At 64.3% G+C, this 23,164-nt stretch carries 19 protein-coding genes and 1 pseudogene; 11 read left to right on the top strand and 9 right to left on the bottom strand.

What is annotated here, in order from left to right; all coding sequences use genetic code 11:
- Positions 1-77 precede the first annotated feature (77 nt).
- The 4 genes from D3876_RS18255 to D3876_RS18240 all read left to right on the top strand — a co-directional run bounded on the left by D3876_RS18255 (position 78) and on the right by D3876_RS18240 (position 4,893).
- Positions 78-1,106 (top strand): N-acetyltransferase DgcN family protein, encoded by a 1,029-nt coding sequence (locus tag D3876_RS18255; protein ID WP_119765683.1) that lies wholly within the window; start codon positions 78-80, stop codon positions 1,104-1,106.
- 23 nt (positions 1,107-1,129) lie between these two features.
- On the top strand, positions 1,130-2,257 hold the full coding sequence (locus D3876_RS18250) for a YkvI family membrane protein (protein ID WP_119764937.1): 1,128 nt from the start codon (positions 1,130-1,132) through the stop codon (positions 2,255-2,257).
- Positions 2,258-2,379: 122 nt separating this feature from the next.
- A complete protein-coding gene (locus D3876_RS18245) occupies positions 2,380-3,579 on the top strand; it encodes a dipeptidase (protein ID WP_119764935.1) in 1,200 nt (399 codons plus the stop codon).
- Positions 3,580-3,852: 273 nt separating this feature from the next.
- Positions 3,853-4,893 carry a rod shape-determining protein gene (locus tag D3876_RS18240; RefSeq protein WP_119764933.1) on the top strand — a complete coding sequence of 347 codons (1,041 nt, stop codon included), beginning with the start codon at positions 3,853-3,855 and terminating at the stop codon, positions 4,891-4,893.
- A 75-nt stretch (positions 4,894-4,968) separates the two neighbouring features.
- Here the strand turns inward: D3876_RS18240 and D3876_RS18235 are convergent, their stop codons facing one another.
- The 3 genes from D3876_RS18235 to D3876_RS18225 all read right to left on the bottom strand — a co-directional run bounded on the left by D3876_RS18235 (position 4,969) and on the right by D3876_RS18225 (position 8,175).
- On the bottom strand, positions 4,969-5,358 hold the full coding sequence (locus tag D3876_RS18235) for a ribonuclease HI family protein (RefSeq protein ID WP_119764931.1): 390 nt from the start codon (positions 5,356-5,358) through the stop codon (positions 4,969-4,971).
- Between the two features lie 25 nt (positions 5,359-5,383).
- Positions 5,384-7,006 (bottom strand): GMC family oxidoreductase, encoded by a 1,623-nt coding sequence (locus tag D3876_RS18230; protein ID WP_119764929.1) that lies wholly within the window; start codon positions 7,004-7,006, stop codon positions 5,384-5,386.
- 140 nt (positions 7,007-7,146) lie between these two features.
- Positions 7,147-8,175, bottom strand: coding sequence for a GGDEF domain-containing protein (locus D3876_RS18225; protein ID WP_119764927.1), 1,029 nt, complete (start codon positions 8,173-8,175; stop codon positions 7,147-7,149).
- Positions 8,176-8,278: 103 nt separating this feature from the next.
- Between D3876_RS18225 and D3876_RS18220 the strand changes: the two genes are divergently transcribed.
- Positions 8,279-8,506: a hypothetical protein gene (locus D3876_RS18220; RefSeq protein ID WP_119764925.1), complete on the top strand. Its 228-nt coding sequence runs from the start codon at positions 8,279-8,281 to the stop codon at positions 8,504-8,506.
- 26 nt (positions 8,507-8,532) lie between these two features.
- Here the strand turns inward: D3876_RS18220 and D3876_RS18215 are convergent, their stop codons facing one another.
- From D3876_RS18215 to D3876_RS18195, 5 genes are all read right to left on the bottom strand, one after another.
- On the bottom strand, positions 8,533-10,176 hold the full coding sequence (locus D3876_RS18215; protein ID WP_119764923.1) for an arylsulfatase: 1,644 nt from the start codon (positions 10,174-10,176) through the stop codon (positions 8,533-8,535).
- Positions 10,177-10,259: 83 nt separating this feature from the next.
- Positions 10,260-11,201: a TauD/TfdA dioxygenase family protein gene (locus D3876_RS18210; protein ID WP_119764921.1), complete on the bottom strand. Its 942-nt coding sequence runs from the start codon at positions 11,199-11,201 to the stop codon at positions 10,260-10,262.
- A gap of 26 nt (positions 11,202-11,227) precedes the next feature.
- Complete coding sequence (locus tag D3876_RS18205) at positions 11,228-12,103, bottom strand: TauD/TfdA dioxygenase family protein (RefSeq protein WP_119764919.1); 876 nt, start codon at positions 12,101-12,103, stop codon at positions 11,228-11,230.
- A gap of 13 nt (positions 12,104-12,116) precedes the next feature.
- Complete coding sequence (locus tag D3876_RS18200) at positions 12,117-13,523, bottom strand: MFS transporter (RefSeq protein WP_119764917.1); 1,407 nt, start codon at positions 13,521-13,523, stop codon at positions 12,117-12,119.
- Between the two features lie 8 nt (positions 13,524-13,531).
- Positions 13,532-15,943, bottom strand: coding sequence for a TonB-dependent receptor (locus D3876_RS18195; protein WP_119764915.1), 2,412 nt, complete (start codon positions 15,941-15,943; stop codon positions 13,532-13,534).
- Positions 15,944-16,400: 457 nt separating this feature from the next.
- Between D3876_RS18195 and D3876_RS18190 the strand changes: the two genes are divergently transcribed.
- Positions 16,401-16,601: a hypothetical protein gene (locus D3876_RS18190; RefSeq protein ID WP_119764913.1), complete on the top strand. Its 201-nt coding sequence runs from the start codon at positions 16,401-16,403 to the stop codon at positions 16,599-16,601.
- Positions 16,601-18,016, top strand: a complete 1,416-nt coding sequence (locus D3876_RS18185) for an FAD/NAD(P)-binding protein (RefSeq protein WP_119764911.1) — start codon at positions 16,601-16,603, stop codon at positions 18,014-18,016. The genes D3876_RS18190 and D3876_RS18185 overlap by 1 nt, the downstream gene beginning before the upstream one ends.
- 14 nt (positions 18,017-18,030) lie before the next feature.
- Here D3876_RS18185 and gcvA read toward each other — a convergent pair whose 3' ends face one another.
- Positions 18,031-18,972, bottom strand: coding sequence for a transcriptional regulator GcvA (gene gcvA, locus D3876_RS18180; RefSeq protein ID WP_119764909.1), 942 nt, complete (start codon positions 18,970-18,972; stop codon positions 18,031-18,033).
- 87 nt (positions 18,973-19,059) lie between these two features.
- Here gcvA and D3876_RS18175 point away from each other — a divergent pair, with 87 nt between their 5' ends.
- From D3876_RS18175 to D3876_RS21085, 4 genes and pseudogenes are all read left to right on the top strand, one after another.
- Entirely contained in the window at positions 19,060-20,085 is a 1,026-nt protein-coding gene (locus tag D3876_RS18175; RefSeq protein ID WP_119764907.1) for a 2-oxoadipate dioxygenase/decarboxylase family protein, read from the top strand.
- Positions 20,082-21,521 (top strand): FAD-binding oxidoreductase, encoded by a 1,440-nt coding sequence (locus D3876_RS18170; protein ID WP_119764905.1) that lies wholly within the window; start codon positions 20,082-20,084, stop codon positions 21,519-21,521. Before D3876_RS18175 ends, D3876_RS18170 begins: the two co-directional genes overlap by 4 nt.
- On the top strand, positions 21,511-22,707 hold the full coding sequence (locus D3876_RS18165) for an aspartate aminotransferase family protein (protein ID WP_119764903.1): 1,197 nt from the start codon (positions 21,511-21,513) through the stop codon (positions 22,705-22,707). The genes D3876_RS18170 and D3876_RS18165 overlap by 11 nt, the downstream gene beginning before the upstream one ends.
- Positions 22,707-23,156, top strand: a pseudogene (locus D3876_RS21085) (arginine N-succinyltransferase); the annotation flags it as partial. The gene D3876_RS18165 and the pseudogene D3876_RS21085, both read left to right, overlap by 1 nt.
- Positions 23,157-23,164 lie beyond the last annotated feature (8 nt).

The raw sequence follows: 23,164 nt of genomic DNA, 5'->3' as shown, positions 1-23,164 counted from the left end.
GCGTTGACAATTTTCTAATTGGGACTTTATTGTCTCAATTAGGATAATATGTACGAATGGGCGGGGATGGAAAGCTGATGAAAGACGCGTACGTCGCTCCCACCCTGCCTCAACCCTATTTGCTCTTTCTCGGCGACGTGGTTGAACCCGGCTATGCCAAGACCGCGTTCGGCTTGCGTGATTGGGCGGGGAGCAAGTGCGTAGGCGAGTTCGCCTGCGACGGCGCCGCGGTCAGCACGGGGCTTGAGCGCATGAGCCCTGCCGAAGCCAGGGCGCGTGGTGCACGTTCGCTGGTGATCGGTGTCGCCAACAGCGGTGGCGTGATCGGCGACACCTGGATCGCGCCGCTGGTCGAGGCGCTCGAAGCGGGGCTCGACATCGTGAGCGGCATGCACATGGGGCTCGCCGCGCTGCCCGCGCTGGCCGATACTGCCGCCGCGCAGGGGCGCCGCCTGATCGACGTGCGTACGCCCCCGACCGGCATTCCGGTCGGCACGGGTCGCAAGCGCGCGGGCAAGCGGCTGCTCGCGGTCGGCACCGATTGCGCTGTAGGCAAGAAATACACCGCGCTCGCGCTCGCCAACGCCTTTTTCGCGCGCGGACTCGATTGCGATTTCCGCGCCACCGGCCAGACGGGCATCATGATCGCGGGCGGCGGCATGCCGATGGACGCAGTGGTCTCGGATTTCGAGGCGGGGGCGGCCGAAATGCTGAGCCCCGATGCCGGCTCCGATCACTGGGACGTGATCGAGGGACAGGGATCGCTTTTTCACCCCGCCTATGCAGCGGTGTCGCTCGGCCTGCTCCATGGCAGCCAGCCCGACGTGGTCGTCGTCTGCCACGAACCCGGGCGCACCGCGATGCTTGGCACAGCGGGCTATGAGCTGCCGAGCGTCGACGAGACGATCGACTTGACGCTCAGGCTCGGCGCTCGCACCAATCCGGCCATCCGCTGCGGGGGTGTCTCGTTCAACACCGCGCGGCTGAACGACGCGGAAGCGGCGAAGCTGATCGCGGCGGAAAGCGAAAGGCTGGGCTTGCCCGTCGCCGATCCGATCCGTGGCGGTGCGGCGTTCGACCGGCTGGTCGAAAACTGCCTGGGCTGAACATAATGGGGAGCGCCGCACATATGCCGACATCGACCTGGTTTCAGCGTTTTCTGCTGCCCGGATTCGCATTCAAGGCCGTGGTCATCGGCGGCGGCTACGCCACCGGTCGCGAGATCGCCGAATTCTTCCTGCCAAGCGGGCCATGGGGCGGTCTTGCCGCAATGCTGCTGGCGATGGTGCTGTGGAGCGTGATCGCGGCGGTCACCTTTGCCTTCGCGCGTGCGATGCAGGCCTATGACTATCGCAGCTTTTTCGTGCGATTGCTGGGGCCAGGCTGGCTCGTCTTCGAGATATCCTATGTGCTGTTCGTGATCCTGATCCTGTCGGTGTTCGGCGCGGCGGCGGGGGCGATCGGGGCTGCGATGTTCGGTTGGCCGCCGCTTGCGGGAACGCTACTGCTGGCGGGCGCGATCGCCGCCTTCGCGGCGTTCGGCAACGCTTCGGTCGAGGCATTGTTCAAATATGTCTCCTTCCTGCTTTACGGCGTCTACGCGATCTTCATGGTGCTGGCGCTCGGCAGCTTCGGTGACCGGATCGCGGCCAATTTCGCAATTCCCGCGCCCGCTGACGGCTGGGCGCTCGGCGGCATCACCTATGCGAGCTACAACATCATCGGCGCGGTGGTGATCCTGCCGGTGATGCGCCACATGACGAGCCAGCGCGACGCGATCGTCTCGGGGCTGATAGCGGGGCCACTCGCAATGGCGCCCGCGGTGCTGTTCTTCGTATGCATGATCGCATTCTATCCGGGGATCGAAGCGGAAACGCTGCCGTCGGACTTCATGCTCCAGCAGCTTCACATGCCGCTGTTTCACCTGCTGTTCCAGTTCATGATCTTCTCGGCGCTGCTGGAGAGCGGAACGGGATCGGTTCACGCGATCAACGAGCGCATCGCCGCCGTCTGGCGTGCGCGGCGTGGCAGCGACCTTGGCGTGCGCGCACGCGGCATGATTGCCGCAACATTATTGATCGGATGCATTTTCGTCGCCGATCGCTTCGGGCTCGTCGCGCTGATCGCCAGTGGCTACCGTGCGCTCGCGGCGATCTTCCTCGTGGTGTACGTGCTGCCGTTGCTGACCATCGGCATCGTCCGGCTCGTACGGCGCACACAAGCCCAATCCGAAACGCTGCGCGAAGACGCAATATAGCAGGAACTGGCCATGACAGCGCGTAACTGGTGGTCAATGAAGCGCTCGACGATTGCAAGCAATGTTCTTTGCCGCCGCCCGGGTTAACATGACGGGCGAATGACCTTTTTTCGGAGTACCCCATGAAGCATTGCCTGACGCTTGCGCTGCTGCTCGGCCTGTCGACGCCCGCGATGGCCCAGTCGCAGGAGGCGTCGGCTGACGCAACTGCGCTCCATGCGCGGCTGCTGACGCTCGATACGCATCTCGACACCTCGATGCACTTTGCACGGCCGGGCTGGGATTTCGGCAAGAAGCATAGCCATGAAGAGGATCTGGCGCAGGTCGATCTGGGACGGATGGACGAAGGCGATCTCGATGGCGGGTTCTTCGTGATCTATACCGAGCAGGGGCCGTTGACGCCCCAGGGCTATGCGACGGCACGCAAATTCGCGCTCACGCGGTCCGACGAAATCCTGTCGACGGTCGCCAAATATCCGGGGCGGCTTACGCTCGCGACCCGTGCCGACGACGCGCAACGCATCGACGCGGCGGGACAGCGCTTTGCCTATATCAGCATCGAGAACAGCTATCCGCTGGGAGAGGATCTGTCGCTGCTCGCCGAATTTTATCGGCGCGGCGTCCGAATGGCGGGGCCCGTGCATTCCAAAAACAACCAGTTCGCGGATTCGGCGACCGACACCGCGAAATGGAACGGACTCAGCCCGCTGGGCAAGCAATGGGTGGCGGAGATGAACCGGCTTGGCATGGTCATCGACGCAAGCCATTCCTCCGATGCGGCGTTCGATCAGATGCTTGCGTTGTCAAAGACACCGCTGATCTTGTCGCACTCGGGCTCCAAAACGATGTGGAACCATCCGCGCAACCTCGACGATGTTCGCATTCGCAAGCTGGCCGCGGCCGGTGGGGTCATCTGCATCACCAGCGTGTTTCTGACGACCATGAACTTCACCCCCGAGCGTGAAGCGCTGTTCGCCAGACTGGAACATATCGGATCGCTCTCTCCCGCCGATCAGGCGGTGTTGACGAAAGAAACGCGCGCGCTCGATGCGAAACAGCCGATCCAGGACACCGATTTCGAAGCCTTCATGAAAAGCGTTCTGCACATCATCGAGGTGGCGGGAGTCGATCATGTCGGCTTCGGCGCCGATTGGGACGGTGGCGGCGGCCTGCGCGGGTTCGAGGATATCGGCGCGCTTCCCAAGGTCACCGAAAGGCTGCGCGCGGCGGGTTATTCCGAAGCCGATCTCGAAAAGATGTGGAGCGGCAACGTATTGCGATTGCTGCGTCAGGCAGAGGCTTATAGCGCCGCGCCACGGTAGCGCTCGCCGCGGCTTCCTTTCGTCCTGCAGCCGGGGGTGTTCGTCGCATCTCGCGGATTAAGGCACATATCTCATGTGCCACGATCGCCGCCGGAAACCGGGAAATGGAAGCGCCAGGCAAGGCGCGCCGCGTCACCCGGCTGGCATTGTGCGCGCGGCTTGACTTAGAGGCGGTCGTAACCCAAGCGGGTTTCGCTCGGCCACACGCCCGGATGCTTCTCCCATTGGTCTGTTGGCGCCGCAATTCCGATGCGAGGTATCCATCTTCCTGCCATGCTGTTTTCCCGCTTCTTCAGGTTCGCCTCCCATGACATGGCGATCGATCTCGGTACCGCGAACACCGTCGTATATTTGAGCGGCTCCGGGATCGTGCTCAACGAACCGTCGGTCGTTGCCATCGAAACACGTAACGGTGTGAAACGCGTCAAGGCTGTCGGCAGCGACGCCAAGCTGATGATGGGCAAGACGCCCGACAATATCCAGGCGATCCGTCCGCTGCGGGACGGGGTTATCGCGGATATCGATGTCGCCGAACAGATGATCAAACACTTCATCACCAAGGCGCATGGCGGTTCCAGTCGTATGCCGCGGCGGCCGGAGATTGTGATCTGCGTGCCGTCGGGTTCGACCAAGGTCGAGCGGCGCGCCATCCGCGATGCCGCATCGAATGCGGGGGCATCGCGCGTCTATCTGATCGAGGAGCCGATGGCGGCCGCGATTGGGGCGGGCTTGCCCGTTACCGAGCCGATCGGGGCGATGGTCGTCGACATCGGCGGGGGCACCACCGAGGTCGCAGTGCTGTCTTTGCGCGGTCTTGCCTACAGCAATTCGGTACGCGTCGGCGGTGACAAGATGGATGAAGCCATATCCTCCTATATCCGACGCAAGCATAATCTGATGATCGGAGAGGCGACGGCGGAGCGCATCAAGCACAGCATCGGAAGCGCGATCATACCAGCCAAAGATGGTCCCGTGTTACGCGTGAAGGGGCGCGATCTGGTAGCCGGTGTGCCCAAGGAGATCGCCATCACCCAGACCGAAATTGCCGAAGCGATCACGGAGCCGGTAAGCCAGATCGTTCAGGCAGTGAGGATGGCGCTGGAATATACGCCCCCCGAACTCGCGGCCGACATCGTGGATCAGGGAATCGTCATGACCGGCGGCGGCGCACTTCTCGACCGCATCGATCAGGTGCTGGGGCAGGCGACCGGTCTGCCCGTTTCCATTGCCGACAATGCCTTGATCTGCGTCGCCATGGGCGCGGGCATGGCGCTCGAAGACCCGCAGTATCGAGGCGTTCTCACCCAGGTGTGAGGCACGTTTCGGACCTGGGATCGGTGCCAGTGGTGCGCGAGGCATGGCGATCGTGGTGGAAAGGCGGTCGCATCATCACAGCCCGATACGTTGCCTGGCCAGCGCGATGCCGGCGAGATTCCGGGATCTGCCGATGTGCTTGATCCTGATGCGGGAAAAATGCGTGGCGAGAATCTCAAATTTGGTGAGATGCGTCCGCAGGTCAGCGCTTCGGCATTTCCAGACCCCGTTTGCCTGATTGACCACAAGGGCCGAGTCACCGATCAGCTCGAGTTCGGTTTCACCCAATGACAGCGCGACGTTCAGGGCATGTATGAGCGCGAGCCATTCGGCGTCGTTGTTGGTTCCGTGCCCCAGATTCGACCGATGATAGGTCACGCCCCGAGCGACCACGGCGGTTTCCATCTCTCCGGGATTCGGTCGGCAGCCGCCGTCAAAATACAGCTTCAATCCCTGCTTCCGCATTCCCTGCGCTTCCCGTGCCAGATATTCAGCGTCCGTCCTCCAGCACCATCGCCGCGCCCTTCTCGGCGATCATCAGCGTCGGTGCATTGGTGTTGCCCGACGTGATCCGGGGCATCACCGATGCGTCAATCACGCGGAGGCGATCGATACCGCGCACGCGCAGCCGTTCGTCGAGCACGGCATATGGGTCCGATGCGGGTCCCATGGCGGCGGTGCCTACGGGATGGAAGATGGTGGTGGCCAGCTCGGCGGCCGCGTGCAGCAGTTGCGCATCGGTCCGGACGTCGGATCCCGGGCGGAACTCCTGCGGTTTGAACCGGGCGAGCGGCGCCTGCGCCACTATCCTGCGAGCGAGCTTGAGCGAATCGACAGCGACCCGCCGGTCCTCGTCGGTTGAAAGATAATTGGGGGCGATCAGCGGCGGCGCGGCGGGGTCGGCGCTCGTCAGGCCCACCCGGCCGCGACTGACCGGCCGCAGATTGCAGACGCTGGCGGTGAAGGCGCCGAACGCGTGCAGGCCGTCGCCCCATTTGTCGAGCGAGAGCGGCTGGAAATGAAACTGCAGATTGGGGGTAGCATAGTCTTCGGACGATCTCGCAAACATACCGAGCTGCGAGGGCGCCATGGTCAGCGGCCCTCTGCGGAACAAGGCATATTCAAGCGCCATGCCTGCGCGCCTGAAAAGATTGGCGTACTGCGTGTTGAGCGTGGGCACCCCGGACACCTTGAACACGGGACGGATCTGCAGATGGTCTTGCAGGTTGCCACCGACGCCGCGCAGCTCATGGATGACCGGTACGTCGAAGCGGCGCAATGCTTCGGGATCGCCCACGCCCGAAAGCTGAAGGATTTTTGGCGAGCCCACCGCACCTGTCGCCAAGATGACCTCGCCCCGAACATGAGCCTCGAAGCGCTCGTTATCGCGGCGAAAGATCAGGCCGGTAGCGCGCTTGCCGTCGAAGGTGACGCGTTCGACCTCGACACCAGTTTCGAGCCTGAGGTTCGACCGCTTGAGCGCGGGCTTGAGGAAGGCACGCGCTGCGCTGACCCGACGGCCCGCCCGCTGATTGACCTGAAAGTAGGATGAGCCCGCGTTGTCGCCGCTATTGAAATCGTCGACAGGGGCTATGCCGGCCGCAGCGCCCGCGGCGCGAATGGCGTCGAGAATGTCCCAACGCACGCGCGGATGCTCGACCCGCCATTCGCCGCCCGCGCCGTGGTATTGGCTGTCGGGCGCCACGTGATCCTCATGGCGCAGAAAATAGGGCAGGACGCTCTCCCAATCCCAGCCGGTCAGGCCGAGCTGGCGCCAGCCGTCGTAATCCGCGGCCTGGCCGCGCATGTAGATCATGGCGTTGATGGCTGAACTGCCACCGATCACCTTGCCGCGTGGATAGGCGAGCTTGCGCCCGTCGAGCCCGGCCTCTTCGACGGTCTCGAACATCCAGTCCGCGCGCGGATTGCCGATCGCGAAAAGATAGCCGACCGGGATGTGAAACCAGATCCAGTCGTCCTTTCCCCCGGCCTCGAGCACGAGGACCCGATTTCCCGGATCAGCGGAGAGACGGTTGGCGAGCAGGCAGCCTGCCGAACCGGCGCCAGCGATGATATAGTCGTAAGTCCCGAAGTCCTTCGCCGGGTCGCTCATTCCATGTTGTCCTCGAACCCGGTGGGCCTCAGTGTGTCCGCAAATTAGCGAATGCCCCCGCCCCTGAACACATGTGGCGTGCAAGATCGCGTGGACGGAGAGCGACGCCCGAATTTTGCGACGGACGCATATCAGGCGAGCTATGGGATCAGTGAAAGGGTTCGCGGTTTTTTGTCGATCCCGCGGCCTCGCCGTTTCGCCGCCTCAGCTCTTGCAACCGCGACGGAGACGAGCAGCTCTGCCTCGAATGCTACGGATTCGGGCGCGCGCGCCATTCCAACCAACGGAGCGACACGCAACAAATATCCTTGCCAGTAAATTGGCCGAGATATCTCACGCACGAGCTGTCGACACGCTTGCTCAACCGTCCGCGGTCCGGACGAGACTCCCATAAGGACAGCGAATCGATAATCGTCGATCCTCGCGACGACGAGTATGTCCTCGCGATCGTGGGCAAGCCTCGACGCAATCGTGTCAAGGCAAGCGTCGCCCGCGGCATCGCCCAACTCCCGACGGATCGTGGCTATATGTTCGACATCGATCACGAGCAGAGCTCCGGGCGACTGGTGCTCGCTTGTGGCGGCTTGCGACAGCCGGGCTTCCAGCGCGGTGTGCGTGGCCAGTCCGGTGAGCTGGTCGGTTCCCGACGTGCCCTTCAATGTCTCGCGACGCGCGCGTTCGAACGTGACGTCCTGCTTCGTACCGTAAAGTCGCGACGGCCGACCGCCCTCGCAGGCGAGGCTCGTGGTCAGGCGCATCCAGCGGTGCTGGCCATCAGGCCGCACCAGACGGACATCAACCGTGAAGCCGCGGCGGTGCTTTATCGCGTATGCGCGAAGCAATTCCATCGCTTCGCGCGACTCATCGTCATAAATCGCGACGGCTTCGGCGCGGTGGACCCTGGCCTCCTTTGGCAAGCCGAACAGATCGAATACTTCGCCGGTCCATCGCAAGCCATTGTCTCTCAGGTCGCACTCCCATGCGCCGAATCCAGCAATGCTCCGCATTTGTTCGAAATCCGCAACTGGCGCGAATGGAGCCGCGTCGGGCAAGGCGTCGGCAGTTTGGATGAGGGCAGGGATCGGCCATGTGTGGGAGAGCTGCCACGAACTCGACAGCTTCGCTCCATGGCCGATCGTCGCGTGCTCCAGATGAAATGGATGCCCCATGGACGCGATATGTAGCGAAATCCGATTAAAAGCCTATTGCTGATCTTCTCATCTGGCCGGGGTGTTGCAAAGCCGGGCGTTCAAGACGACATGCTGCCGCGATATGACCGCCAGCGACCTGCAAGATCTTCTCGTCACAATCTTGACCCGCGAAGCCGGTAACCGCCGCCGCTGGCGTATCGTCGTCGGCGGCGTCAAAGCTTACAGCCTTGCGACGCATCCTCATTGCAACTGGTCGGTGACGCCTGTCGGCAGTGCCGGCGAAATTGCCCGCGTTGAGCACGTGCTGGATAGCGTGAGAGCGCGTCATCCGATCATTGCTGCTGGATAGGTCGGCCGACTGAATCGCTCCCGCCTTCATGGTCGATAGATCCGCTGATCGGGAATGATCACCCCGACATCCTTTGCATAGGCATCCCAATGCGCGATCAGTTCGGCGCGGCGCGCGGGCTGATTGACGCTCAGGTCGCGTGTCTCGCCGGGATCCTCGACGATGTTGAACAGCTTCCACTGGCCGTCACCGGTATCGGTGATCTTCCAGTCGCCCTGGCGTAGTGCGCGCGATCCGAACAATTCGGTGCCGATCGCGTCGCCCGGCGCGTAGACGCGCTCGGCCTTGCCCGCCAGCCAGGGCACCCAACTCTTGCCCCGGATCGGTTCGACCGTACGCCCCTGAAACTGCCCCTTGTGATCGGGAACGCCCGCCAGATCGAGGAAGGTGGGCACGACGTCGGCCACGGTGAGGAAGGGTGTGCCAATGCTGCCCTGGCGACTGAAATCCTTGTGGTTGATAAAGGCCACGGCACGCGTGCCACCCTCGGTGGCATAGGCCTTGTAGAGCCAGGACGGTGCGGTCGCCGCCTGCGCCCAGCCGGGGCCATAACCGATATAGGAGGTCGCGGTGCCGCGATTGGCGAAGCTGTTGTCGGCGGCCGCAGCGCGATCCTTGATGCCGACCATCTCGGTCGCGTTGATGTCGAGCGCCTCCGCCCCATTGTCGGCGAGGAAGAGGATGACGGTATTGTCATACTCTCCCGTCGCCTTCAGCGCTTCGACGACGCGGCCGACATTGCGGTCGAGCCGGTCGACCATTGCGGCATAAATCTCCATATCGCGCGCGGCGGTGCGCTTTTGCTCGGGAGAGAGCGCGTTCCAGCCGCCATTCTTGAGCACGGGTGGATGCGCCGCCCTGGAGGCGTCGATCAGGCCGAGTTCGGCCTGGCGCTTGAGCCGCTTCGCGCGGAGAACTTCAAAACCTTCGTTATAGCGGCCGCGATACTTCGCGATGTCCTCGGGATGGGCCTGAAGCGGCCAGTGCGGTGCGGTGAACGCAAGATAGGCGAAGAAGGGCTTGGCGCCCTCGGCACCGCTTTTCGTCGCACGGATCTGGTCGATCAGCTTGGTCGCGAAGGTATCGGAGGAATAGAAATTGTCGGGCAGTTTCGCGACGGCCTTGCCATTCTCGCGATACGTCGATCCCTTGATCGGATCATCCGAGACGCCCACACCGAAATGATTATGCCCGCCCTGGAGCAGCGTGAAGCTGTGTTGGAAGCCGCGCGCGCTCGGATCCTGCGCGGGGGTCAGTCCCAGATGCCATTTGCCAGAATAGAGCGTGCGATAGCCGCCGGCGACGAGGAGCTCGGCGAGCGTCGCGACCTCGGGCCGCAAATAGCCCTCGAAGCCCGGCTTTCCCTTCTGGTTGGGGGCGATCAGCTCGGCCATGGTGCCGAGGCCTGCCTTGTGATTGTCGGTGCCCGAAAGGAGCATCGAGCGTGTCGGCGAGCAGGTGGGCGCGGTGTGGAAGGCTGTCAGGCGCACGCCCTGTTTGGCGATCGCGTCGAGATTGGGCGTGTCGATCTCTCCACCAAAGGCGCCGAGGTCGGAATAGCCGAGATCGTCGGCCACGATGATCAGGAAATTGGGGCGGGCGGGCGTCTCGGCGACGGCGGGGCCAGCCCAGACCGACAACACGGCAATTGCATACTTGAGTCGACGCATCGACGAATCCTTTGAAAAAGGGGGCCGCGATCGTGGGGGATTGGATCGCGGCCCAGTGGTCTCCGGGAGGGAGGGTTTCCCGGTTACTCAGCGGCTTCGAGCGTTTGCGCGCGTTCGGGCTTGATCACGCGGCTGCGGCTGCCGTCGATCGCGATCGGTACGTCGCCCGCAATGGTGGCGCGGCGAAGGGTCCGGCGCTGAAGCCCGAAATCGGCGATCGCGCGGTGCTGGGTCGAACGATTGTCCCAGATCGCGACATCTCCTGCACGCCAGCGCCAGCGCACGGTGTTTTCGGGCCTGGTGATGTGATCCTGCAGGATCGAGAAGAGTCGCTGCGAGTCCGCGCTGTTGAACCCGACGAAATTCTTCACGAAATGACCGAGCAGCAATGCGCGCTCGCCCGATTCCGGATGTACGCGCACGACAGGATGCTCGGTCTCGTAGACGGTCGAGGCAAAGACGCTGCGGTGCTGCTCAAGCTGCTTGCGGCTCGCGCCTGAGAACGTCGCCGCATAGTCATAGGCGTTGGTGTGGAGCGCCCAGAGACCGTCGACGAGCGTTTTCAGGCTCTCGGGCAGCTCCTCATAGGCGGTGACGCCATTGGCCCAGACGGTATCGCCACCCGCTTGCGGGATGGTGATCGCGCGCAGGATCGAGGCTTCGGGATAGGCGTCGACAAAGGTGACGTCGGTATGCCAGCTCGACGCGGCGTAGCCCTCCTTTGAGTCGAGCTCGAGCAGATATTTGCTGCCCGGAACGACGGGGACGGTAGGATGCGCGACAGGCTTGCCGAAGCGTTCGGCAAAGGCTTCCTGCTGCGCGTCGTCGAGCTCGACCTGATCGCGAAAGAATATCACTTTGTGTCGCACGAGCGCCGAGCGGATCGCGGCGATCGTCGCGTCGTCGAGATCGCCCGTGAGCTCGACGCCACGGATCTCGGCGCCGATGCGCCCGGCGACGGGAACGATGTCGAGCGGGCTTTCGGCTTCGCGGGCATTGATGAAATCATGGGTGAGCACGGTCATGACTTGTCTCCTTGGGAAGTAAGTTTTCAGAGGTCGAAATCGGGCCCCAAAGGCCGGTCGCCGATGACGGTCACGCGCTCCATGTGGCGTGGCTCGTTATAGTCGGGCACGGCGTAGTGCTGGGTCGCGCGGTTGTCCCAGAAGGCGATTGAGCCGGGACGCCAGCTCCAGCGCACCTGGAACTCGGGGCGCTTCACCTGATCGAAGAGCCGGAGCAGCAACGCATTGCTCTCCTCGGCATCGAGCCCGACGATGCGGCGCGTGAACACCGAATTGACGTAGAGCACCTTCTCCCCGGTCTCGGGATGGATGCGCACGACAGGGTGCTCAACGGGCGGATACTGGCTGAGCAGTGCCTGCTTCTTTTCCTCGGTGTCGAGGAACTGGATGAAGACGCTGGGATCGTGGATCGCGGTCAGCCCGTCGATCCGTTCCTTGGTCTCGTCATCGAGCGTTTCATAGGCGGCGACCGCATTGGCGAAGACTGTGTCCCCGCCCAGCGATGGTGAGACGTGCGCGCGCAGGATCGACGCAGCGGACGGCGCTTCTCGAAAGGTCGTATCAGCGTGCCAGTTGCTGTCGGTCGTCTGACGATATTTGCCGACAAAGTCGCGCGAGACCAGCGGCAGGATCTCGGGATAATCGGGGTGCGAAAAGACGGGGTGCACCTCGAGTTCACCAAAGGCCGCGCCGAAGGCGATATGCTGTTCGCGCGTGATATGCTGATCGCGGAAGAAAAGCACTCGGTAGCGCAACAGTGCGGCTTGCAGCCCGGCGAGCCGAACGTCGTCGAGTGGTTCGGCGAGATCGATGCCCGTGATCAGCGCGCCCAGGCTCGGCTGGAGCGGCGTGACGTCGAACAGGCTGTCGTCGATCTCGAAATTGCGTTCATGGATGGTCATTGCAACTCTCCTTTCATTCGGCGGGGATGAGGCCGTGCTCGCGGGCGTCGAGCGCGCGGCGGATTTCCGCGTGGCGTTTCTGATCAAGCGGGAAGCCGTGGATGAGCCAGGCGGAGACCGCGTGCGCGATGGCGGGCCCGAGCGCGAAGACGAACAGCAGGCCGGTCAGTGCCTCGGGCGTATTGGTGCCATTGGGATCGAAGCCGAGCCAGGCGACGAGCGGGAGCGCAACGCCGACGGCCGCGGCCATGGCGGCCTTGCTTGTCAGGCTGAACACCGAGAAGAACAGCGCGGTGCGGTCCACTCCCGTGTCGAGCCGGTGTTTGTCGGCGACGTCGGCGACGATCGCGCGCAGCATCAGATTTCCCGACCCCTGCGCCAGACCCTGCGCGACGGTGAGCGCGAGCAGCAGCGCGAAATTGTGGGGAGCGACGAGCAACAGGGCGAGATTGATCGCAACCTGGACGAGCTCACCCAGCACCGCCGTGCGGTGCTTGCCGAGGCTCAGCGCGATCCGCATCCAGATCGGCCCGGCGGCGATGCCGAAGACGAACTGGAGCAGGAACAGCCCGCTCGCCCATTCGGGGCGGCCCATATAGCTCGTCACGAAGAAGACGATCAGTGTGCTGCGCACGAGCTGGCCAAAGGTCACCGCGAAGTCCGAGCCGATGACGCGCAGCAGCAGCTTCTCACGCGCAATGAGCGCGACGGCTTGTCGAAAGGGCAGCCGCGCCGCGGGGACGACAGGCGCGGGCGTCTCCGGAAAGGCGCGGAGCACGAGCGCGAGTGTGACGACAAGCGAGATCAGCACCACACCGCCCATCGCCGCGAGCTTCAAGGGTGCGTCACCGGGTCGAAGCTGGTCGATGATCGTCGGCAGTACGAGAACGATCAGCAGCGCCGATGAGCCCGCGACGGTGCCATAGGTCGCGATGCGCGTGCGCTCGTGATAGCGCCCAGAAATCTCGCCGCTCCAGGCAAGCCACGGGATCTGCATCATCGACCAGCCGAGGTAGAAGAGGAACAGCGTGATCCCGAGCGAGATCGCGTTGACGCCGCCCCATGGGAAAAAGAGCGCGGCCGCGGCAAATCCGTAGAGCGCGGCGCCCGCGACGATCCAGGGGCGCCGGCGCCCGAAGCGACTGCGCGTGCGATCGCTCAACAGGCCGATCAACGGATCCGCCGCCGCCCCCCAGAGCCGCTCGAACAGGAAGATCAATCCGAGTGTGGCAAGCGGGATCCCGTAGTGCTGTGCGTAGATAGCCGGGACGTGGACGCCCAGCGGCATCTGTGCCGCATAGATCGGAACCGCGAAGGAGGAGAAGGCGGCGAGACGCCAGCCGTTCAACCTTTCGCCGTCAGTCTCCCCGACCGCCGCCGTGGTGGAAGAGACGCGTCCAAGGGAAAGCACGGTCGCCATTGTTCACCTCACAATTTGGTCCGAAGGGTGACGCCCAGAGTGCGCGGCTCGCCGACCAGCGCGGTGACGGCGCCGGTGTTGGCGGGGCTGAGCGTCAGAAAATAATTCTCGTCGGTCAGGTTGCGCGCCCAGACCGAGAGATCCCACTGATCGTCATCGGACCGGACGCCGAAGCGGACGTTGAGCAGGCCATATCCCGCGATCTGCGCGAAGCGCGAATTGGTCGCCGAAGTGTTGAACGAGGAGCGGTGCGAGAAATCGCCATGCCCGTACACCTCGATCCCCTGACCGCCCCATTCCCCGACAGGCTGGGCGAGATCCGCGCCAAGCGTGTAGGTGAATTTGGGAACGCCCGAGAGCTGCTCGCCCGTCAGGTCCTGGATGCCGCCAAGGTTGAGGTTCTCCTGAGCCTGGGGCGCGTTGCGATAGTCGCGATATGTGGCGTCGGTATAGGCTGCAGAAGCCGTCAGGCTGACGAACTCGGTTGGCGCATAGACCAGATCGGCCTCGAAGCCGCGCGAGCGCACCTTGGGAATGTTCGCGATATATTGGCGGAAATTGACGGTGTTCTGGACCTGCTCGGTGATCGCGGTCTGATAGTCGCTGACCTCGGTCCAGAAGCCGGCGAGGTTGACGGTCAGCGCTCGATCGAGCCACTGACTCTTCAGCCCGACCTCGAAATTGTCGATCTCTTCGGGGCGGATATCGGGCTCGATGCCCGGGGGCAGCGCGGTGAGGTTGAGGCCGCCCGATTTGTTGCCGCGCGAATAGGTGCCGTAGAGCAACGCGTCCTCCGCCACCCGGTATGACAGGCTGATCAACCCGGAAAGGCTGTCGTCGCTGAAGCTGGTGGAGAAGCTCGTGACCGGGTTGAACTGGTTGCGGATTGCGAGTGCGGCAGCCGCCTGGGCGGCGGGCAGTGTCGACAGGTCGACGCCGGCGACATGGAATTGTTCAAACGCGCCCGACTTCTTCTCATGCGTGAAGCGCAGACCGACCGTCAACTTCAGCGCGTCGCTGATGTTCCAGTCAGCCTGGCCGAAGACCGCATAGCTCTTGGTCTCGGGCGTCGACGTGGAATTGGCCTCGAAGCCGTCGAGCGCTGCATTGCCGACCACGGCCGGTACCGCGGGGAGATTCCAGTTGGCCGCAGCCGATCCATAGGCGGTAGCCCCATAGCCGCGGATGATCTGCCAGAAATAATAGGCGCCGACGACATAATCGATCGTGTTGCTGCCCGTGGAAGCAAGCCGGATTTCCTGGCTGAACTGGCGTTGGCGATTGGCCTGTTGCGCCTTGGTGATGACGGGCAGCGCGGTGGAGTCCCCATCGTTGGCGGGATTCCAATCCCACCACCGATAGGCGGTGATCGAGGTGAGCGCGAGCTTGCCGAAATCCCAGTCGAGCTGGCCCGACAGGCCATAGCCCTCCATGTTGGATTGATAATGCCCGTCAGCATCACCCAATCGCTCGAAGGGGGCGACGGGCAGTGGCGTGTAGCCGGCGCGCGCGGCGCGATCGAGGAAGTTGTTGAGGATCGGCGCGCCATTGTCATAGGTGCCGAAATAGTTGGCGAAGACATTGAGAACATGGTTCTGGCGCTGCTGCGAATAATCGCCGATCAGCCGGATCGCGACATCTTCGCTCGGCTTGATGAGCAACTGGCCCCGCGCGGTGAAATTGTCATAATCCTGCGCGTGACGCTGCTTGGTCACGTTGTAGAGAAAGCCGTCGCGGTGGGTATCGGCGAGGCTCAGGCGGAAGGCGACGCTGTCACCCAGAATGGGCGCCGAAACCGAGCCGCGTACCTGATGATAGCCATAGTCGCCGATCGTTGCCTCGCCCGAAAATTCGGGAGCGAAGCTGGGCAGCCGCGAGGTGATGTTGATTGCGCCCGAGGTCGTGTTCTTGCCGAACAACGTGCCCTGCGGACCGCGCAGCACCTCGATCTGTTGAAGATCGACCAGATCGAACTGCGATTGGCCGACGCGACCGTAATAGACATTGTCGATATAGATGCCGACACCGTTCTCCAGCCCGTCATTGGTGAGCGCGACGTTGGAGCCGAGGCCGCGGATGTTGATGTTGGTGTTGCGCGGATTGAAGCTGAACACCTGAAGGCTAGGAACGAGCTGCTGGACCTGGCCCAGCGTGAAATTGCCCGTCGCCTCAAGCGTGTTCGCGTCCACGACGCTGAGCGCGATGGGCACGTCCTGCGCACTTTCCTCGCGGCGGCGCGCGGTAACCGTGATTTCAGCGATGTCGGCGGTATCGACCGCAGCGTCGGCCGCTACAGGCGCAGCCGGCGCATCGACGTCGCTGGCACGTGCCGCTGCAGGAAAGGCAAGCGCTGCGCCAAGCGCAAGAAGCGCGGAGGCGGCATTGAAGGTCGCAAGATGGCTTGTTGGTGTTTTACGCATTGTCTTTTTCACAGTCCCCCAAGACCGGAAGCGCACGCCCCCGGGCACCGCGCACCACGGCACGCAGTCAGAAAAAATAATTCAGGATTTCGGCGCGCACGGACGCACCGCCGCCGCAGAAATGCGGGCACGGCGCTGCACGTCACGCTTCAGCCGGAAAACCGATCAGCCTGTCATGAAAACGTGTCTTTGCATTCGTCACTTCCCCTAAAAATGGGGGGATCACGAAGCGGGACGTCACGCTGCCCTGCATCGCGCTTTAGCCGTTGTTGACGCGGAGCAAGCTGCATCCCTTCAAAAGCCGCGGGCCAACCGGAGGCAAATTTACGCCCAAGCGGCTGGCCAAACCGCTCGATATCCGATATGTTGACTTAAATGGTAGAGAATGAGTCGGTCAAGCGAAGATTTGCTACGGACCGGCAAAGTTCAGATAGGCGGGACAAGCAAGGAGGTGACGATGGGACGCAAGACCAGGGACTTCCTGATTGCATGCTGGAAAGCCGAGCTGCGCGCCGCTGAGCGTGCGGTCGACCGGGTCGCCGAACTGATGCATCGTGCGATGGCAGCACGCTATGCGCGCATGGCGGCCGAGGAATATGCGCACACCGATCCGCGTCTGTGTCCCCAGCGACTCGTCGCGCGATCGTCCGGGAATTGATGCTCGCAGATACGCAGTATCGCGAACGACCTGCGGTTCCTCTGCCGGCGTCGCCCAGCGCTTGCGAGACGGTTGCCATCATCGGCGGTGGTTTTTCAGGGGCGCTGCAGGCGATAAATTTGCTGCGCCATGAAGGCCCCCGCGCCATCCTGATCGAACGCAGGGGCGAGCAGCTCGCGCGCGGCGTCGCCTATAGCGCCGCGCACCCCTCGCACCTGCTCAATGTGCGTGCGGGCAGCATGAGCGCGTTTCCCGACGATCCGGACCATTTCGTTCGCTGGCTCGCGCGCGAGGGGGGCGGCACCGCAGGCAGTTTCGTGCCGCGCAATCTTTATGGCCGCTACCTCGCCGGATTGCTCGATGCAGCGCGGCGCGCGTCGGGCAACCGGCTGACGGTCGTGTCGGGCGAGGCGGTGGATGTCGTGCCCGATCAGGGCCGCGTGACCGTCACTCTCGCCGACGGGTCCTCGCTCGACGCCGACGCCGCGGTGCTTGCGCTCGGCAACCTTCCGCCGCACCCGCCTGCAAACCTCGATCCGGCGCGTCTGCCGTCGGGCTGCTACGCCGCCGATCCCTGGGCTGAGGATATCGTCGAGGGTCTCGGCGATGATGACGAGGTGCTGCTGCTCGGCAGCGGCCTGACTGCGATCGACGCAGCCCTTTTGCTCGATGCACAGGGTTTTCGCGGCCGAATCCTCGCACTGTCGCGCCGTGGATTGTGCCCCCGTTCGCATCACGACGCGCAACCCGTGATTTCTCCGCTGTCGGATCGTCCCCCCGCGGTTCTCTCCGAATTGTTGCGCTTCGTCCGGGCGGGCGCCGAAGCGCATGGTTGGCGTGACGCGATCGACGCACTGCGCCCCATGACCCAGATGATGTGGAGCGCAGCCCCCGACGAGATACGCCGCCGCTTCCTGCGTCATCTGCGTCCCTGGTGGGATGTTCATCGCCATCGCCTGGCACCAGAGGTCGCATCACGCATTGCCGCGATGCAGGCCGCGGGGCGGCTCCGCTTTGCGGCGGGAAAGATCGTCCGCGCAGATTCCGCGAAGCGCTTTGCCGAGATCGTCTGGCGGCCGCGTGGGGAAGACACGGTGGTGTCGCGCCACTTTCGACGCGTGGTGAACTGCACCGGCCCGCAAGGCGATCTGCTTCGAACCGACCAGCGCCTGCTCCGCGCGTTGCGTACGAGCGGTCATATTCGACCCGATGCCCTTCGGCTGGGGCTCGACATAGACGAACAGTCGCGCGTGATCGCAGCCAACGGCAGCGCGTGGGATACGCTTTACGCGATCGGTCCGATGACCCGCGGCGGACTTTGGGAAATCATCGCGGTGCCGGACCTCCGTCGGCAGACCTGGAGCCTGGCGCGCCGCCTCGCCAATGCGCATTGGGTTGGCGGCGAAGGGCTTTGACAAGGTCCGTGGCCTCAACCGTTGCCGGGTGAACCCGGACGGACTAGCGGTGACGAGTCCGATCCCGCAGCTTCGTGAACGATCCAGTCCCTGAAGTGAAGGAACAGCGGGTTCGCTATCCTGTCGGGCGGATAGACCAGATAATAGGCGTGCTCGCTCGAGATCGGCAGCGCAAAGGGGCAGGCAAGCGCACCCGATCGCAATTCGGGCTCGATCAGGAAGCTCGGGATCAGCGCGACGCCCGCGCCCGCAGCCGCAGCCTGTGCGAGCATCAGGAAATGCTCGAAGCTGGGGCCGACCGCAGGGACGGCTACGGGAACACCCGCGCGCTCGAACCACTGCGTCCACGCATTCCGGCGCGACGACTGGACGAGCAACGGCAGCTTCGCGAGATCGGCCGGGGTCTGGATGGCGTGCTCGGCGAGCAACGCAGGTGCCGTTACCGGGATAGCCTCTTCGCGGAACAGCAGGTCGTGCGTGACGTGCGGCCAGTCAGGCAGACCGAAATGGATCGCGGCATCGAAGTTCTCGTCCGCGAAGTCGAACTCGTCGGATCGCGCCAGGAAATTGACGATCAGATCGGGGTGGCGCTCGGTCAGGCGGGGGAGGCGCGGCGCGAGCCAGCGCATGCCGAAGCTCGGCAAGGTCGCGATCGATAGCTCGCGTTCGGGACGGCGTTCGAGCGCGCGCGCGGTCGCGCGGCGGATGCGTTCGAGCGCGGGCATGATCGCCTCGGCATAGTCGCGCCCCTCGGCACTCAGAGTCACTCGGCGTCCATGGCGCACGAACAGCAGGGTCTGGAGCCAGTCCTCGAGGTGCGCGATCTGGCGGCTGACGGCGCTCTGGGTCAGGCCCACTTCCTCGCCCGCGCGCGAAAAGCTGCCATGCCGCGCTGCCGCGGCGAAGCAATGCAGCGCCGATGTCGGTGGAAGCAGACGTCTTGGGCCATTACTCATTCCAAATGCTCATTTAGATATGCGCCTTTTGCGTTTTGCTTGCGCGCCGAGATACGCGAATGACCGTCATATCCTCTGGAGGCGTACATGACGAGTTCGAATGAAAGCGTGATCCTGAAACTGGCGGCATCGGTGCTGGGCATCGACGCGGCGAAGGCGGCGATCGACAAGCTCGATCTTGCTCCTGCGCTCGACAGCGCGGGAGCGGCAATCGTCTCGCGCGCCAGTTTCGCGATGGCGCTGAATATCGTGCTGTTCGACGATCTGCTCGCGCGCGTGCCCACGGGCGCGGCCTATGTTGCGGATGTGACCGCGGGCGGTGGCAAGGTGTTCTTCGATCATGGCGCGCTGCGCACGATCCGCTTCGCCGATGGCGCGACCGGCGCGCTGCCGGCGGGGGAGGAGGCGTTCGCGCGCATCCTGAAGCCGCTGGGCTACACCGTCGCCAATGTCTATCCGCTGCCGCGCCTGAACATGACCGGCCGCGCCTATTGCCATCAGGACGCGCCCGAGAGCATCCCGCAATTCTTCGTGAGCGAGCTGCATGTCGAGCGCTTTGGTCCCGAATTCGAGCGCGTCGCACGCCGTGTTTTCGGGAGCTCGCGCGATCCGCTGGGGGTGGCAGCACATGCAGCGCTCGCGCGCTTCGCGGAAATGGAATGCGCAGCCTTCGATCTTGCCGTCGCTGCGCTGCCCGAGATCGTCGCGGCTTTCGGGTGCCATCACGATACGCCCGCGCTCGCCGACTATGAGGCGCTGCTGGCGCGCTCAGCCGAGGCGGCGTGGATCGCGACCGAGGGCAATGCCTTCAATCACGCGACCGATCGCGTTCCCGATGTAGAGACGCTTTCGGATGCGCAGCGCGCGCTCGGAAGGCTGGTGAAGGATGCGGTCGAAGTATCTACAAACGGTCGCGTGCGCCAGACTGCGTTCCGCGCCGATCAGGTCGAGCGCTTGTTCGTCGACGGTGATGGTGCGACGGTGGCGCGCCGCGTGCCGGGCTCGTTCTACGAATTCATCACGCGCGACGTCGATCCCGCCACGGGCAAGCTCGACCTCGGCTTCGACAGCAGCAATGCGCAGGGCATCTTCGCGATGACCAAGGCCGCATGACTGACCTGCTCATGGCGCTGGGCGAGGCGATCGGCGCGACCCATGTGCTCGTCGATCGCGCCGATGTCGCGCGCTATGAGATGGACGGCCGCCAGCCCGGCGGGCGCGCTCTTGCGGTGCTGCGGCCCGCGAGCAGCGCTGAGGTGTCGGCGATCCTGCGCCTTGCCGCGCAACACGGTGTCACCGTCGTGCCGCAGGGCGCGCGCACGGGACTGGTCGGCGCGGGCGTCGCCGACGATCGTGGCGATGCGCTGATTCTGAGCCTCGAACGGCTTACGCGCGCACCCGAGGTTGATGCGGTGAACCGCACCGTCTCCGCCGATGCAGGCGTGCTGCTCTCGACGATCAATGATGCCGCGGGCGCGTATGACCTGTTCTTCCCGATCGACCTTGGCGCTGATCCTTCGGTCGGCGGGATGGTCGGCGCCAATACCGGTGGCGCGCGATTCCTGCGCTATGGCGATGTCCGCAGCAACCTGCTCGGGCTCGAGGTGGTGCTCGCAGATGGCAAGGGGACGGTGCTCGAACTCGGCGGGGCGCTCTGGAAGAACAATGTCGGGCTCGATCTCAAGCAGCTCTTCACGGGCGCTTCGGGTTCGCTGGGTGTCATCACGCGCGCGACACTCGCGCTCCAGCCCAAGCCCGCTGCACAGGTGACCGCACTGGTCGCGCTTCGCCGCCCCGATGCCGCGCTCGAACTGCTCTCGCTGCTTGAGGCGCGTTTTGGCACGCTGCTCACCGCCTTTGAGGGCATGTCGGCGCCCGCATTCGACGCCGCCCTCGCGCATGTCTTGCGGCTCCAGCACCCGTTTGCCGGTGCGACGCCTCCCTATGCCGTGCTCGTCGAGCTTTCGAGCGGACCGGTGCTGAGCGAGGACGCGCTCGAAGAGGCGCTGGGCGAGGCGCTTGCGGAGATCATGGAGCGTGCAGATTCTCCCGTGCTGGACGTGGCGGTCGACCGCCGCGACGCGCTCTGGGCGATCCGCCACGCTATCCCCGAAGGATTGCGGGCGTCGGGGCAGGTCGTCGCCTGCGACATCGCGCTACGGCGCGGGGACGTGATGCGCTTCCGCGCCGAGGCACTCGCCGAGATCGGTGCGCGCTGGCCGGGCCTTGGCGTCCATGATTTCGGGCATATCGGCGACGGCGGACTGCACTTCAACATGGTGTGGCCGCGCGCCAACGGCTCGCTCGACCCGGCGGTTGCCGACGCGGTGCGCGATCATGTCTTCGCCAAGGCGGTCGAGCAGTTCGGCGGCAGTTTCAGCGCGGAACATGGCATCGGCCCGCGCAATATCCGCCAATATGCCCGCTTCGTGCCCGAGGCGGTTCGCGATCTGTCGGGAAAAATTCAGAATCTGGTCGCCCCGCAGCGGGTGGGCCGTGTCGATTTCGGATCCATCAACACACAGGAAGGAAGCCAGAATGTCGGATAGGATCATGGCCGTTTACAACCGCGCGCCCGTCGTGTTCGAGCGCGGCGTGGGCCCCTGGCTCTATACCAAGGAAGGCGAGGCCTATCTCGATTGCGTCGCGGGCATCGCGACCAACGGGCTCGGCCATGCGCATCCCGGGCTTGTCGCCGCGCTCACCGAACAGGCCGGTAAGATCTGGCACCTCTCCAACATCTTCCGCATTCCGGGACAGGAAGAACTTGCCGAACGCCTCACTGCCAACAGCTTCGCCGACACCGTTTTCTTCGGCAATTCGGGGTCGGAGGCGATCGAGTGCGGGCTCAAGACTGCGCGCAAATATCACGCCGCCAATGGGCAGCCCGAGCGCATCGACGTGATCGGTTTTGCGGGCTCATTCCACGGCCGCACCTATGCCGCGGTCAACGCCTCGGGCAACGCGACCTATCTCGAAGGTTTCGGGCCCCGTCTGCCCGGTTTCATCCAGCTCGGCCTCGACGACATGGACGCGATTGCCGAGGCGATCGCACGCCCCACGGCTGCCGCGCTGATCGTCGAACCCGTGCAGGGCGAGGGCGGCGCACGTGCGCTCTCGGGCGAGTGGCTGCTTGAGGTGCGTCGCCGCTGTACCGAGGCTGGCGTGCTGCTCATCCATGACGAGATCCAGTCGGGCATGGGCCGCACGGGCAGGCTGTTCGCGCACCAGTGGTTCCCGGGTGCCGAGCCCGACATCATGGCGGTTGCGAAGGCGCTGGGGGGCGGCTTCCCTGTCGGCGCCTGCGTCGCCACCGCCGAGGCAGCCAAGGGCATGACATTCGGTGCGCATGGTTCGACCTTCGGCGGCAACCCACTCGCCATGGCCGTCAGCATCGCGGCGTTTGACGAGATCGCGCGTCCGGAAACGCTGGCACATGCAACCAAAGTGGCGGAAACGCTGTCGAACGGCCTGCGCGACATTGCCGCGCGCTACCCCGACATCATCGTCGACGTGCGCGGCAAGGGGCTGCTGATCGGCGTCAAGATGGTGATCAACAACCGCGAATTCATGGCCGCGGCGCGCGACCAGCATCTGCTTGTCGCTGGCGGTGGCGAGAATTGCGTGCGGCTGCTGCCCCCGCTCAACATGCCGATCGCCGATGCCGAGGAAGCGCTGAAGCGCTTCGAGGCCACCTGCGAAGCCGTCCGCGCGACGCTTGCCAAGGCGGCCTGATGCTCTTCATCAGGCCGGCGGGGCCCGCGGATATCGATGCGATGATGGAGCTCGCGGTCCTTTCGGGCCCGGGCTTCACCAGTCTTCCGGAGGATGAGGCGACGCTCGCCGAGCGGCTCGCGGTTTCGGCCGCTAGCTTTGCAGGCGAGACCGCGCCCGCCGAAGCCTGGTACACGCTGATGCTCGAGGATTCGGAGACCGGCCGGGTCGAAGGGCTCGCCGGTGTTCGCGCGGCAGTTGGGCTCAAGCGGCCGCATTTCTCGTTCCGCGTCGTGACGCTTGCGCAATATTCGTCGGCGATCGATACGCGCTTCGATCATCGCGCGCTCGTGCTCGTCAACGAATGCGGCGGCTGGACCGAGGTCGGTTCGCTCTTCCTCCGCCCCGAGGCGCGCGCGGGTGGTGCGGGCAGCCTGCTCGCGCGTTCCCGCTACATGCTGATCGGCGCCGACCCGCT

The organism is Sphingomonas cavernae, from assembly GCF_003590775.1.
GTDB classification, from domain to species: domain Bacteria; phylum Pseudomonadota; class Alphaproteobacteria; order Sphingomonadales; family Sphingomonadaceae; genus Sphingobium_A; species Sphingobium_A cavernae.
This window is presented reverse-complemented; position numbering and strand designations above follow the sequence as displayed.